Here is a 12,779-nt window from a genome sequence, read left to right on the forward strand (position 1 = left end):
TCGCCTTGCCGGCATGCAGCGCGCGAAATGCCGCCATCTGGAGCAGGGCGGCGGCAGGCAGCGGGGAAAAGACGGTCTTACCGGTCTCTTTGGCGTGCGGCCAGAATGAGCGGCGCCATCGCCGTTGCCAGCGAGCCGAAGGGCAACCGCTGCAAGGCCCTGCCGACCAGGAAGGCGGCGGCCATGGCGCTGGAGAGTTTCAGCCAGGGATAATCGCCAAGCTGGGCATGCGCGCTCGCATTCGCCCAGCGCAGATTTTCTTCCACGACGTTGCCCGCCCGATGGCGGATGACGTGAAGCCGGGCACGCAGATTGTTGATCTCCTGGCGCACATCCTCGATCTGCCGCTCCAGTTCCTCGCGCGAAGCGGCACGCTCGACATCGACGATGACTTCCTCGATCGGGGCATCCTCGGCAACTGCATCGAGATAGTCCTCATAGGCCTGCTCGCTCGCAAAGCCCTCGGCCCTCGCTTGCTCATCGGCCGGGGTGGGCGTGGTTTCGTCGAGGCTGTCTTTCCTGCGGTCGGTATCGTCCCTGCCGTCGGTCCCTGGCATTGCGGTCTCCTCCTTGGCTGCAGCAGATCAAACGTATGAGGGAGCAAAAGGATGCATGGGCTTGTGAGAGATGCGAAGCGGTGGCCGAAGCCCGGTCATCGCCTTCCGACAGCGTCGAGATGCGCAGGCGGTCGGCGCGGAATAATCGTGGACGACATCTGGAAGACGCTGGCGAGCAGCCTCTGTCTGTCCAATTCATCGGTTCTCGGCGGATGCTCCACACGATGGTGAGTCTTCGCGCTGCGACCCGCTGTTCCGTCATGCTCGGGCTTGTCCCGAGCATGACGCCGGTAAAAGGGTGGCGCTGCAACAAGCCAAACCGGGAATTTGGCAAGCGGCCTTTCAGCCGTGCGTGGACAGGCTTGGTGGCTCTCAATCCAGGAGATCGGCGGGCACCTTGCCGCCGTTTTCCGAGAGTTTCTTCATGAGCGCCTTGTGCAGGAAGACGTTCATCTTGGCGCTGTCATTGGTGTCGCCGGTATAGCCGAGTTCGCCAGCCAATTCTTTGCGCTCCGCCATGCTGGCATCCATTCCGAGCGCCTTCATCAGGTCGACGATCGAGTGGCGCCAGTCGAGCTTCTGGCCGGATTTCTTGACGGCCGCGTTCAGAATCTGCTCGATGTCGGCATTACTGGTTTGAGCAGGGCCGGTTTGAGCAGGGCTGGATTGAGCCGGTGGCGGCGCGCCGGTTGCGGGCTCCGTGACAGGCGGAGCCTTCGCTGCTGGTGCGGGAGATGCCGGCTGGGCGGGGGCACTGGCGCTTTGCGGGGCGGCGGGTGCGGCCGAGGGCTCTGGAACAGGTGCAGCCTGCGCTTTGCCAAAGATCGCGTTCTTGATGCGGTCGAAGACGCTCACGGAAATCCTCCTCGTGTGGTTAGGCCGGGAACGCCTCTCGCGAGAGGAGCTCCAGCCGCTGACCGGAAGAGAAGTAGGGTGGAGAAGCGATCCGCAAAGCCCTCCGATGGGAATCATCGTGGGTGTGGCTGGTGAGGCATGACCTACCGCTTCCGTGCCCTCAAAGGCACCGATGCTTTGATCTCGATCTCCCCTTATGAGGACGGCTGTGGAGCGTTCTCCATGAAATCGAGAGCTTCGAGGGCGAGTTCGCACGCGTTTGGCAGCCATGGCAGGCTGCCTGGTTCCATTACGAAAACTCGTTCGCCCTCGGGCCGGCGAGCGTCACGCGCCAGGTCGAGCGTTTGAGGAAATCCTGGGTCGCCAGAAATGTATAGGGCGTGGCTCGCCAGGGTTTTACTGCATTGTTGAGGTTGTCGAGCACGTAATCGCCATCGTCCATGCGGGCGATCAGCACGACGTGGTTTTCGTTGCGCGGGCCAATCACCACCGAGAGCGCCAGGCGGTGCGCCGGAAAGCCGGCGTCGATGAGATCCTTCATCTTCTGCAGGGCGTAATCTTCACAATCGCCCCGTCCGCCGACAGGCAAAGTCCAGTCATCGCCATTGGGTGACTGATCTTCCACCGATCTGACGCGCCCGTTGACGGCGCGGGTGACCTTGCGCAGCAGCGGCATGCCGACCTCGGTCGACACCCCTTGACCTGACGTTTCATGGCAGAGCCAGCGATATCGAGCGCAGGCGGATGCGAATCCCACCGGCGCGCCGATGCTTCGGGTGACGGGTAAAGCTTGCCCGGCAAATGCCTGAAATTGCGTGGGAAAGAAAACAAGCGAAACAAGACAAACAAGCCACCGCATGAATCACCCTTCTATTGCTCGGCGGGACTGTAACACAGTTTATACTAAAACTTTAATAAAATTTATTACTTACGAAATTAACTATAGATTAAGAGGTTGTGCCATTATCCACGATTTATTCTTGGAATTAACAGTTCGCTAATATAAAAACTCTCCTCATTAACGGTTTATTAACTTTGGGAGAGATTAGATGATCCGCAAAGCAGCGAAGTATAGCGTCGCCGTTGCTTTCCTTCTGGCAAGCAGCAGCCTCACGATGGCCGCACCGGCAGTTGTCAACTGCTCCGCAGCCAAGCCCGGCTCGATCGAGGCCCGGCTGTGCCTGCCGACGAAATCCATCCGCACCGATAACGACAGCCGCACGGTCAATAACGACAGCAGCGGCAACCGCTTCGGCCGGGACAATCAGGCTTCGAGCCGCAACTCCTCCAGCAATCGTGGGGATCAGGGCAGCTCCGGCTCCGGTAATACCGGCGGCTCCGGCTCGGGTAACGGCGGCGGCACGGGCCCCGGCAATGGCGGTGGCGCTGGCCCTGGTGACGGCGGTGGCGCAGGCCCTGGTGACGGTGGCGGTGCAGGCCCTGGTGACGGTGGTGGCGCTGGACCCGGCGACGGTGGCGGTGCAGGCCCTGGTGATGGCGATCATCATGGCGGCGGCAAGGGCCACGGCCACGGTGGCGGCAAAGACCATGATCACGGCGGCGGCAAGGGCCACGGCCACGGTGGTGGCAAGGACCATGACCATGGCGGCGGCAAGGGCCACGGCCACGGTGGTGACAAGGACCATGACCACGGCGGCGGCAAGGATCACGGCAACGGCGGCGGCAAGGATCACGACAACGGCGGCGGCAAGGATCACGACAACGGCGGTGGCAACGGTCACGACAACGGCGGCAGCAGCAACGGCAACAGCGGAGGCAACAGCGGCGGCAATGGCGGCGGCAACAGCGGCGGCAACAGCGGCGGCAGCAGCGGCGGTAACAGCGGCGGCAGCAGCGGCGGCAATAGCGGCGGCAACAGCGGCGGCAACAGCGGCGGCAATAGCGATGGCAATAGCGGCGGCAACAGCGGCGGTAATAGCGGTGGCAACAGCGGCGGCAATAGCGGCGGTAACAGCGGCGGCAATAGCGGCGGCAATAGCGGCGGCAACAGCGGCGGCAACAGCGGTGGCAATAGCGGTGGCAATAGCGGCGGCAACAGCGGCGGTAACAGCGGCGGCAATAGCGGCGGCAACAGTGGCGGCAATAGCGGCGGCAACAGCGGCGGCAACAGCGGTGGCAACAGCGGCGGCAATAGCGGCGGCAACAGCGGTGGCAATAGCGGCGGCAGCAGCAACGGCAACAGCGGTGGCAACGGTAACGGCCATAAGTGATCGGGCCGGGTCCGGCCTGATCTTCAGAACGGAAGGAGGGGCTTCAGAGAGGCCCTTCTTTCAAAAGCATAACGGAATGCGGCCCGGTGGCGGCATCAGCCGCCAGCATTTGCCGGGCGCATACCCTTTCCTCCCTCGTTCCTGTGTCGGCGTGCTGGCGTAAGATATGTCACAGGAATCCGGTTGATGGCTCGCATGTATAGCGTAGGAGCCATCTGCGCCGAGAGGTGTCGGGCGCGCCGGGTCTCTGGGGCATCGGGCTGGGCCGAGGCCGCAGAGATGAGGGAGGAGGGGTCTGCATGACGATCCAAGATCGGCATAAGCCGGCATATGCAAGCAAAATCAGGGCTCCAGCGATGGAGCCCTTTTTTTATGGAATGCGGGTCGGAATGGTGTTCGCTGATCTACGATCCTCGATATGCGAGACGCCCGCTCACACCGGTGAAATCAGATCAGCGTCGGCTGCTGCTCGTCGCCCTCATCAACTTCCTCGATTATCTCCGGACCGTCATTCCTGGGCGATCCAACGCCTTTGCCGATTTTCCACATCGTCATCAATTCGGCCGGGAATGGCTTCATCAGGTCGCTGGGGTCGGGCTCGGCCGAGAGCCAGCGCTCGTAATCCGCCCGGTGCAGGATGACAGGCATGCGGTTATGGATTGTCGCCATCATCTCGTTAGGCTCGCATGTGATGATGGTGAAGCTCTTGAGGTCGATACCGGTCTCAGGATCCGTCCAGATCTCCCAGAGTCCGGCGAGGGCGAAGGGGGAATCGTCCTTCATCGCGATGGCATAGGGCTGCTTGTTCTTGCCCGTGCCGAAGATGTCCTTCCATTCGAAGAAGCCGTTGATCGGCACGAGGCAGCGGCGCGACCTGTAGGCGTTCTTGAACATCGGTTTCGTTGAAACGTCTTCGCACCTCGCGTTGAATGGCGCCGGCATGCCGGTTTTCCAGAAGCGGGGCTTCAGCCCCCAGCTCGCGGCTTCAAAGATATGCCCGAACGTATCCGGCTCGCGGACCAGCGCTCTGATGACAACAGGGTAATCCTGCGTCGGCGCGCCGTTCCAGCGCGGGAAGCGATTGCCGAGAGCATCGATATCTCCGCCCTTTACGGCGAATGCAAAATTGCTGATCAGCTCTTCGAGTGTGGTTTTGACGTAAATGCGTCCGCACATGCCCCAGCCTCCGCTGTTTTCGATTGGTCACGGCGGGCGGTCGAGTCAACGAGTCGTATGAGCTGCATCTCAAATGCGAACTCAACGAGTGAAAGGCGGCGCAAGGCGCACGACCGCCACCGTCAATCCCGGTCACCATTTCGCAGGAATTGCCACTCGATACCGGTAATCCGCGTCGGCTTGACGATGTGCATGCGCGCCTGCAGCAGCCGGAGGGTTGGAACGAGCTTTTGGGGATCAGCGATCTCTGCGGGGACGGGCCTGCCCATCTCTTGATAGTGCAATTCCATTTCTTCCCGAAAGTCTCTGATATCGAACGTGTCTACTCCTGCATTGAACCAGTCTACCAGGATGACATCGCATACAATATCAAGGCTGCTCGGGTCGTCGGCATCGAGCAATGGCGGCATTGGCGGACCTTCTGAAGATGGAGCTCATCCTTAAGCGTCCCTCCCGCGGCAATCTTTTCTGGCGCAATTTCGTGGGATGGCTGGTGAAAATATTGGGGGCTCGCCACCCAGCACAAAGACGAGCCCCAGCCCCGGTGCTTGTCTCATCTGCGCCCTCCACCGCGGCATTTTTGATTAGACCCCCGTGCGTGTGAGGCAGCAATTCAACCAGTTGGGTTAGTTCGGCTTTCTGCACCAGGGAGGTCCTGTTTTTGCGGGTTTTTTCCGCGGTAAACACAGAAATAAATCTGTGGATAAACTCGGGGCCGTGCATTGGGATTAGCCTGCCGCGGGCACCGGTCTCACTCTGGTGACGTAAGCACCACATTCCGATGGAGGCGGGGGTCTCCCCCAAGGAAGATCTAAGCGGCAGGCAGAGTCCGGACGTGCAGCCCTAACCATAGGGGTCATAGTCCACGGCCGCCTTCACGCCTGTCCCCGCCCGGTGACGAACCTTCTTCGCCACCGGCTGCGCAAAGGTCAGCGCCAGCGCATCGCCCTCGTTCGGCGAGGGCAGGCCGCGCTCCTTCATGTCTTCCTTGCTCTCAAGCTGGATCTTGCCATCGAGTCGCGCCACGGTCTCCGGCCCGACGAGATCCTGGTAGAGAACCTCATTGGCGGGGTCGATCGCGCCGCCGGCCTTCAGCCAGCGTTTCATCTGGCCCCAGATATAGGCGCGCATATTGTAATAGCCGGGGTCGATCACCTTGGTGGAGCCGAACCAGACGAGCTGCCAGGCGCGGCCCATGACCGTGCCGGCGCTGACGATGCCGGTGCCGTAGCCGGCGTCCATGAAGACCGCATCCGCCTCGTATTCGTCCTCCAGCCGGGCAATGAGATTGGCGACCTCGATATCGTTGTCGTTGCGGGGGATGGTGGCGAGGCGCTTCGAATAGAGCCCCTGGCGCAGCATGATGACTGTCGGGTCATCGCCCGTCCAGGCTGGGTCGACGCCGATGATGACGGGGGCGAAGCCATATTGTTCCGGCCGGAGATGCTGGGATCGCGCCCGGTCGGCATCGTCGGCGGAAATGAACTGCAGGGCAGACTGGCTCGGGAACTGGCCGCGCACGCGCACTTTGACGATATCGCTATCCTCGCCGTGATCGTCCACCAGCCGCTGCAGGAACTGCTTGTTGGTGCCCGGCACCGAGCGGCTGTCGATCTGCCTGGTAATCCAGCGGTGGCGGAAGCGGCGGAAACATTCGCGGAAACGGCCGCTGTTCCTGGTCGGATTGCCGAAGACGATCCAGATGATGACGGTATCCTCGTCCGTCAGCGCGCCCTCGGCCACTTCCCAGACCTTGTCATGGATCTTCGAGGCCTCGTCGAAGAGCAGGAGGATGATCCTGCCCTTGTTGTGCAGGCCGGCGAAGGCTTCGGTATTGTGCTCGCTCCAGGAGATGAAATCCTGCCGCCAGCTTTCGCTGCGCTCGGGATCGCGCGACTTGATGGACATGGCCTGCACATCGAACCAGTGGGCGGTGATGGAGAGGCGGAACCACTTGCCGATCTCGGGCGCCGTCTTTGTGCGCAGCTGGCCCTCGGTATTGGCAGTCGTCACCACCTTGCAATCGGCAAAACAGGACATGGCCCAGTTGGACAACATGCCCATTTCGGCAGATTTGCCGATGCCGTGGCCCGAGGCGACGGATATCTGCAGCGGTTGGTAGCGGGTTTCGGGGTTCGCCAGATGGGTGCCGATCAGCTCGTTGATCTCATCCTGCCAGGGGCGGGGGCCGTCATAACCGGCGAGTTCGCCGACACCCCAGTCCCAGGCAAGCCGGCTCCAGCGCTTCGGGCTGAAGCGGCAGGAAGCGGCGAGCTCGATGATATCGTCGTTGGGATCGCGGCTTTCGTCCGGCGCGGGCGGGGATTTTTGAGACGTCATGGGCTTAAGCATCGCGGGTTCTATTTCGCCCCGCCATCATTCTGTTCCTCGCTGCGCTTCTGCGCCCGCTCCAGCCGTTCGGCGAGCGCGCCGAGGCCCTTGTGCTCGACGATCTCCTTGAAGGCATTGATGCGGATATGTTTGCCGATCAGCTCCAGCCGGCGCAGCCGCTCGGCGAATTTCACCTTCTTCACATGGCCGACTTGCCTGCGCTCCTTGCCGGTGCCCTCATAGAGCGCGGAGATTTCGACATCCGTCACCAGCCCCTGCCGCCAGATGGCGGGCCAGTCCTTGATCGGCTTGAAATCGCCGTTCTCGTCATAGAGATCGCCGAGATCGGCTTCCGCTTCGGCCGCAAGCCGCGTCAGCAGCCAGTCGGCATCGATCTTGGTGCGCTCGGCGCGCTCCGCCTTCGCCGTTTCGATGGCTGCGACGACGGCCGGTTTCTGCAGGAGTCGCCAGGCCCTCTCTTTGGCCCCGCGCGGGGAATAGCCGGCCCTTATCGCCGCCTGCGATCCGACAGGATCGACGAGATATTCTTCCACGAAGCGCTGTTGCCGCGCCGTCAATTCCGTCATGCGATCGGCTCCCGGTTTGTGGGCAGGCATAGCCGGGAAAGGGTTGTCGACGCGAATATCAGACCAAAGTCCCATGCCGGAACTTTTTCGAACACCTGGCGTTTTGCGCTTCTGCCAGACCTCGTGTCCTGCGTTCTGGCCTCACCAAAACAGGCTCGCGGGCGCGTCTGCAACGGATGCGCCCGCCTCCCGGCACGGACCGGGATCGCGGCCGGAGGGAAATAAGCGCTGCTTATAAATGAATGAAAAGCTTCAGGTGCATTGAGAATCAGTTTGACAATACTGCACGGAGAAGGAGAGGGTATTGGCAATGCTTGAAAAACTGAGAAAAGCTCTCGGTTTGTCCGAGAAGATCCGCCGTGAACGAGAGATTACCTGGATCGGTTACAGCGAACAACCTTCCCGGCTGGTGATTGAATTTAGCGATGGCAGCACGCGTACTCATCTCAATGTCATTCCCGGCCATATCGTCGGCCTCAGAGTGGCAGCGGACAAGCTGGATTATTACGAGACCCAGATCGCGCCGTCCAATCTCGCCCTTGAAATCGCCGGCGCAAGAGCCATTGCAAATACGAGCACGAGAGCGAGCATCCATATTCGGCCGGGCACGGGCCCCGGAGCACTAGGCCTGGGGGCAATGAGCGCGGGGGCTCACATGCAGGCCCAAAGCATGAAGGCAATGAGTGTGAGGAGCATGAATGTGGGAGCAAGGGTGGCGGCTGCTCCCGAAAAGCGAAGGGCGCAGTTCTGAGATCTCATCCGGGATCCCTGCACCCGCTTGTGGGTGGCGACAATGGAAATCTCATCACGACTGATCAAGGAGATCATCTATAATCCGAGGACGCGGATCCTCGATGTCGAGCTGCGCCTGAAAGGCCGTCGCCGCTATTTCAACGTGCCGCCCGGCATCGTCAAGAACCTGGTCACCGCGCCATCGCCGGGCTGGTATTACACGCAGCACATCCACAGCGTTTTCCCGCGCACCGACGTCGTACCCCGCAGCCGCTTTGCCTTTCCCTGGCTTCGCCCCCGCGGCGATCTCGAGGCACAACAGCCGAGCCTCCACCACGCGCCGCCGCACCAGCATCACGGTGCCGGCCTGCCGGCATGGCTGCAAAAATGGCTAAGTCCTTGATCCTGAATAAGTGACGCATCCGGACGAAAAAACTTTTATATTTTTTTGTCGTTCGGCGCTCTTTCCTGAATCGAATTTCTTTACGCGTATTTTGGGAGGTAAGTGAATCACTTATTCAGAATCAATGACTTAGCCGGAATTTTGGGCGTTTTTGCCGTGTTTTTAGAAATACTTATTCAGGATCAATGGGTTATCGGCGAGGACAGAAGAGTGCAGAGATAGCGGGCCTCTCTTGCCGGCATTCGTCTCTTCCTCGAATTCCTTGCGCAGGCGGCTTTCGAACGTATCGCCGATCTCATATTCGCCGCCGACGAAGGCATGGCAGGATGTCGGGGTCGTCGGCAGGCTGCTCACAGCTACTGTGCCAATCTCGCACAGGTCAAGATTGCACGGTAATGGAAGTCCACGGCAAGGTCGTAATAATCAAGCTTTCTCAGGAAAAAAATCTGCCTGCGGGGCCGGCCAATTCTTGCAATCAGCAGGGGTGGTGCTGCCATTATTGTCGCGATAAGATCAACCTGATCCTTCGCGTCGGGTCTCGACTTGGAACTTGTTGCAGGCCCAACGTTTTGTTTAGGCGTTGTTGTAGCGATCGAGGAATAAAAATGTCTTCAGAATCCACGCGTCTCACGTCCGAGGCAATTACACTATCGGCCGCCGCCGTTCTGAACGCACTCATCTCCGTGCTTGGCAACAAGGGCTTGCTTTCCGCTGACGAGGAGCGGGAAGTCTATCAGGCCGCCGCCGAGCTGATCGATGCGGCCTCCGGCGACGACGAAGACGGAACCTACGAACTGGCGCGTGAACTGATCGAGCTGAGGATGGCCGATATCTAGAACCTGTCGGCAGGTTTGCCGTTGAGATGTTTCGATGCGTCAGCCTTCGTGCTTATCTGAATAGCCGATTGCAATTTGAAACTGGTCTGGTTATTCTGCGACTGATTGCATCATGCAATCAGATGCGCCGGAGCGCGGCGCGGAGGAAGAGCGCATGGCCAAGCTTGTCTTCGGAATGAACGTATCACTGGACGGCTATGTCGACCATCAGGCGTTCGGGCCTGGCCCAACACTTTTCCGTCACTTCATCGAGCAGGTGGGCAGCGCGCCGGGCAGTGTCTACGGCCGGCGCATGTACGAGATCATGCGTTACTGGGACGAAGACCGCGATGACTGGGACGCCGCGGCACGCGAATTCGCGGCCGCGTGGCGGCAGCAGACGAAGTGGGTCGTATCACGCACGATGACCTCGGTCGGCCCCAACGCCAGGCTTGTCGAAGGTGATCTGGAGACGGCAATCCGCGAGATATAGGCGCGGGTCGTCGGGGAGATCGGCGTCGGCGGAACAGTCATGGCACAAAGCCTTGGCGATCTTGGGCTGATCGATGAATATCGGCTCTATCTCCACCCGGTCGTGCTCGGTCACGGCACGCCATTCTTCGTCGGCCCCCGGCCGCGGCTGCACCTTGCGGCCAGCGAGCGTATCGACGAGGACGTGATCCGGCTGACCTACGTTCCCACCTGATCGCACAACTGCCGATAGCGGGGCATGTTTGCCTCCATAAGCCTGGAGCGTCGGCCCGTGCATCGGCACCGTTCCCGGCGTCATCCCGTTGACGTCCTCTGCACCGCGGCGCACTTCTGGCACTTTATCGAAAAGCCCGTTCTGTCGCGGCGGTGCTGTGCGCTGACGATGACGCTTTGGCGTTTGCGAAGGCCGATACGTCAAACCCATCCAAAACTGAACTCCACATCCGCTCGCCTAGTAAAGATCTGTTCTTTGGCGCAGACAACTTGAATGGTAAGCAGGATGATGGCGGCTATGGCACCGGGGGGGCTGGAGACGGCGGCGGCAAGAAGCGATATCCAGGCCGAAGGCGTCTGGAACAAACAGGTTCAAACCGTGTTGCAAGCGCATGAACGATACAGAGCAAAAAGCCAGCAATGGCATGATCCGGTACGTGCTGACGATATTCGTCATCGGGGTCATTCTTGCCGTCGCGTATCTGACCTTCTTTACGCCTGGCGAGGTGGAGACAACGCCTAGGGCGTCGGGTGTCAACGAGAGCGGCCGGTAACTGCGACGAATGGCCTTAGTATCGGGATTACGACCGGACGCATCTCTTCCATCATGCGGATTGCTGCTTATCCGCATGGACTGCCTTGCGACCCTCGGCGTGGATATCAGTCCATATATCTCGACGCTCGCAATCCCTATGCGCATTATGCGCTGGCGATCGTGTCGGCCTATATGGGCAGGGCCGGCCAGGCGATTCTGGCGGCCGAGCTGTCCATCGAGCTCGGCCCGAGCTTCGCCCTCAGGCAGTTGCGCCAAGTCGCCATTCCGCCCCATGCGGGGATCAGATCACGAATTCCTCCTCGTACGTCTGTGGCTCGGGAACGACCGTAACCTCCACCGGAACGATCCAGTTGGCCACGTAGCTCTCGCAGTCGGAACGCTGGTGGTCGGGCTGCACGCAGCCCGCCGCATCGGTTGCGCGGCATCGCAGTGTATATTGCCCCACTTCTTCAGGGGTCCACATGTACTCCCACAAGCGCCATGCAAAGGGACGTTCTGTTTCGAGGAGCCTTCCCTCGCGCCAGCCCCTGCCATCTCCAGTACAGACCTGCACCTGCCGGATAGCAGCCTCTCCGCTCCAGGCGGCTCCGAAAATCCGGTACGGTTGGCCGACGACGAGTTGCGCTCCCTGTACGGGACGCGCGATCTGCGATTTGACCTCCATCTGCGCAAGGGGGACGAGCGTGGGTTCCCCGAGGCTGCGCTCCCAACGGAAATAGTCGCGCGCCTGCCAGTAGCCAAGGAACGGTTGCTCCACAACCGTGATATGCGTGATCCACTTGACCCAGGCCATGCCGAACCAGCCACCCACGACCGCGCGCAGCGGATAGCCGTGATCGCGCGTCAACGGCTCGTCATTCATCGAATAGGCAAGGATCGTGCTGTCGGCAATGGCCTTCTCAAGCGGCAAACTGCGCGCAAACGCGATGGGGCCGGGAGAAGCCGTTTTCTTGTTCGAGTCGACGACGCCGCTGTCGGCGCCTGTGAGCAGAACCTCGCATGCGGTTGGCTTGACGCCCGCCATTTCCAAAATCTCGCGCAGGAGAACACCTGTCCACGCAGCATTGCCGACGGCTCCGTTTTGCCACTGCAACCCCTCCCGCGGCGGCTCATAGTAGACGCGCCCGTTGCCTGCGCACTCGACGACGGCGGTCAAAGTCGTGCTCCGCATCGCCTTGATGCTGTCGAGGTCAAGTTCGATCGGCCGCTCCACCGCCCCGCCAACGCGCAATTTCCAGTCTCGCGCATCGAGGTTGGGCGACGGGAAATGGTTTCGCACGAAGAACAGTTCGGTTGGGATCAGCCAATCGGAGAGCGAAGCAAACGGAAACTCGATGTTTTGTGGGGATTTCTGTCGAACTATCAGACCGGGTTGCTGTGGTGTCGGCATCTTCCTCGTCTTCCCTTTCGGGCTCTACCTAGATCTGGGGGATTTGGGGTCAGGTCAGCAATTAACCGAAGCCATCGCTCTGCCCGAACGACTTCTTGATTAGATTGAATTTCTCACGTGGAGTCAGTGCTGGCGGATACTTCCGTCCTTCGCGCTTCGGATCCTTAGCATCGGCCCTCGCGATCTCGTCACGGGCCATGATGGCGCCACCACATGCAACTCACTGAGAACAAAGCCAATCAGATTAGGCTGCCAGATTATCGGAATGCCGGCGAACCGAAAAGAGGGAATGCCGCACCGCTCCTTCGTTCGCGAGTTGGACCAAGGCAGCGAACTTGGCGAGGACGCCGTGCCTGTAGCGCGGTTTCGGCTGGCTCCAGAGGCTTCGCGTCTCGCAATCTCCTCATCGGGACGTCGAGCTGCAGAAGTTGCCGACGGGCA

Annotated in this window: 14 protein-coding genes and 1 pseudogene; 6 read left to right on the forward strand and 9 right to left on the reverse strand. The window is 60.6% G+C overall.

What is annotated here, in order from left to right; genetic code table 11:
- Positions 1–77: 77 nt before the first annotated feature.
- The 3 genes from FHX08_RS05210 to FHX08_RS05220 form a co-directional block, all read right to left on the reverse strand.
- On the reverse strand, positions 78–557 hold the full coding sequence (locus FHX08_RS05210) for a hypothetical protein (protein ID WP_246698285.1): 480 nt from the start codon (positions 555–557) through the stop codon (positions 78–80).
- 372 nt (positions 558–929) lie between these two features.
- Positions 930–1,412, reverse strand: coding sequence for a DUF3597 domain-containing protein (locus FHX08_RS05215; protein WP_184326938.1), 483 nt, complete (start codon positions 1,410–1,412; stop codon positions 930–932).
- Positions 1,413–1,701: 289 nt separating this feature from the next.
- Positions 1,702–2,271 (reverse strand): transglutaminase-like cysteine peptidase, encoded by a 570-nt coding sequence (locus FHX08_RS05220; RefSeq protein WP_184326939.1) that lies wholly within the window; start codon positions 2,269–2,271, stop codon positions 1,702–1,704.
- A 190-nt stretch (positions 2,272–2,461) separates the two neighbouring features.
- Here FHX08_RS05220 and FHX08_RS05225 point away from each other — a divergent pair, with 190 nt between their 5' ends.
- Positions 2,462–3,643: a hypothetical protein gene (locus FHX08_RS05225; protein ID WP_184326940.1), complete on the forward strand. Its 1,182-nt coding sequence runs from the start codon at positions 2,462–2,464 to the stop codon at positions 3,641–3,643.
- A gap of 447 nt (positions 3,644–4,090) precedes the next feature.
- On the opposite strand, the gene FHX08_RS05230 is transcribed toward FHX08_RS05225, so the two are convergent.
- The 4 genes from FHX08_RS05230 to FHX08_RS05245 all read right to left on the reverse strand — a co-directional run bounded on the left by FHX08_RS05230 (position 4,091) and on the right by FHX08_RS05245 (position 7,737).
- Positions 4,091–4,819 (reverse strand): SOS response-associated peptidase, encoded by a 729-nt coding sequence (locus FHX08_RS05230; RefSeq protein WP_132654238.1) that lies wholly within the window; start codon positions 4,817–4,819, stop codon positions 4,091–4,093.
- A 122-nt stretch (positions 4,820–4,941) separates the two neighbouring features.
- Positions 4,942–5,229: a hypothetical protein gene (locus FHX08_RS05235; RefSeq protein ID WP_132654240.1), complete on the reverse strand. Its 288-nt coding sequence runs from the start codon at positions 5,227–5,229 to the stop codon at positions 4,942–4,944.
- Between the two features lie 433 nt (positions 5,230–5,662).
- On the reverse strand, positions 5,663–7,159 hold the full coding sequence (locus FHX08_RS05240; RefSeq protein WP_132654242.1) for a terminase: 1,497 nt from the start codon (positions 7,157–7,159) through the stop codon (positions 5,663–5,665).
- 20 nt (positions 7,160–7,179) lie between these two features.
- Complete coding sequence (locus FHX08_RS05245; RefSeq protein ID WP_132654244.1) at positions 7,180–7,737, reverse strand: terminase small subunit; 558 nt, start codon at positions 7,735–7,737, stop codon at positions 7,180–7,182.
- Between the two features lie 304 nt (positions 7,738–8,041).
- Between FHX08_RS05245 and FHX08_RS05250 the strand changes: the two genes are divergently transcribed.
- Positions 8,042–8,488 carry a hypothetical protein gene (locus tag FHX08_RS05250; RefSeq protein WP_312862111.1) on the forward strand — a complete coding sequence of 149 codons (447 nt, stop codon included), beginning with the start codon at positions 8,042–8,044 and terminating at the stop codon, positions 8,486–8,488.
- A 42-nt stretch (positions 8,489–8,530) separates the two neighbouring features.
- Positions 8,531–8,872: a KTSC domain-containing protein gene (locus tag FHX08_RS05255; protein ID WP_132654246.1), complete on the forward strand. Its 342-nt coding sequence runs from the start codon at positions 8,531–8,533 to the stop codon at positions 8,870–8,872.
- Positions 8,873–9,034: 162 nt separating this feature from the next.
- Here FHX08_RS05255 and FHX08_RS05260 read toward each other — a convergent pair whose 3' ends face one another.
- A complete protein-coding gene (locus FHX08_RS05260) occupies positions 9,035–9,226 on the reverse strand; it encodes a hypothetical protein (protein ID WP_132654248.1) in 192 nt (63 codons plus the stop codon).
- A 251-nt stretch (positions 9,227–9,477) separates the two neighbouring features.
- Between FHX08_RS05260 and FHX08_RS05265 the strand changes: the two genes are divergently transcribed.
- From FHX08_RS05265 to FHX08_RS05275, 3 genes and pseudogenes are all read left to right on the forward strand, one after another.
- A complete protein-coding gene (locus FHX08_RS05265; RefSeq protein ID WP_132654250.1) occupies positions 9,478–9,708 on the forward strand; it encodes a hypothetical protein in 231 nt (76 codons plus the stop codon).
- A gap of 154 nt (positions 9,709–9,862) precedes the next feature.
- Positions 9,863–10,393, forward strand: a pseudogene (locus tag FHX08_RS05270) (dihydrofolate reductase family protein).
- Positions 10,394–10,784: 391 nt separating this feature from the next.
- Complete coding sequence (locus FHX08_RS05275; protein ID WP_165911843.1) at positions 10,785–10,946, forward strand: hypothetical protein; 162 nt, start codon at positions 10,785–10,787, stop codon at positions 10,944–10,946.
- Positions 10,947–11,228: 282 nt separating this feature from the next.
- On the opposite strand, the gene FHX08_RS05280 is transcribed toward FHX08_RS05275, so the two are convergent.
- Positions 11,229–12,338 (reverse strand): sulfite oxidase, encoded by a 1,110-nt coding sequence (locus FHX08_RS05280; protein WP_132651962.1) that lies wholly within the window; start codon positions 12,336–12,338, stop codon positions 11,229–11,231.
- Positions 12,339–12,779: the final 441 nt, after the last annotated feature.

This window comes from Rhizobium sp. BK529 (assembly GCF_014194105.1).
Taxonomy (GTDB): Bacteria; Pseudomonadota; Alphaproteobacteria; order Rhizobiales; family Rhizobiaceae; genus Rhizobium.

Excerpts from the sequence above, each read along its gene's own strand:
- FHX08_RS05210 (WP_246698285.1), bottom strand. The coding sequence starts at position 557 with ATGCCAGGGACCGACGGCAGGGACGATACCGACCGCAGGAAAGACAGC.
- FHX08_RS05220 (WP_184326939.1), bottom strand. The coding sequence starts at position 2,271 with ATGCGGTGGCTTGTTTGTCTTGTTTCGCTTGTTTTCTTTCCCACGCAA.
- FHX08_RS05225 (WP_184326940.1), top strand. The coding sequence starts at position 2,462 with ATGATCCGCAAAGCAGCGAAGTATAGCGTCGCCGTTGCTTTCCTTCTG.
- FHX08_RS05230 (WP_132654238.1), bottom strand. The coding sequence starts at position 4,819 with ATGTGCGGACGCATTTACGTCAAAACCACACTCGAAGAGCTGATCAGC.
- FHX08_RS05235 (WP_132654240.1), bottom strand. The coding sequence starts at position 5,229 with ATGCCGCCATTGCTCGATGCCGACGACCCGAGCAGCCTTGATATTGTA.
- FHX08_RS05240 (WP_132654242.1), bottom strand. The coding sequence starts at position 7,159 with ATGACGTCTCAAAAATCCCCGCCCGCGCCGGACGAAAGCCGCGATCCC.
- FHX08_RS05245 (WP_132654244.1), bottom strand. The coding sequence starts at position 7,737 with ATGACGGAATTGACGGCGCGGCAACAGCGCTTCGTGGAAGAATATCTC.
- FHX08_RS05255 (WP_132654246.1), top strand. The coding sequence starts at position 8,531 with ATGGAAATCTCATCACGACTGATCAAGGAGATCATCTATAATCCGAGG.
- FHX08_RS05265 (WP_132654250.1), top strand. The coding sequence starts at position 9,478 with ATGTCTTCAGAATCCACGCGTCTCACGTCCGAGGCAATTACACTATCG.
- FHX08_RS05275 (WP_165911843.1), top strand. The coding sequence starts at position 10,785 with ATGAACGATACAGAGCAAAAAGCCAGCAATGGCATGATCCGGTACGTG.
- FHX08_RS05280 (WP_132651962.1), bottom strand. The coding sequence starts at position 12,338 with ATGCCGACACCACAGCAACCCGGTCTGATAGTTCGACAGAAATCCCCA.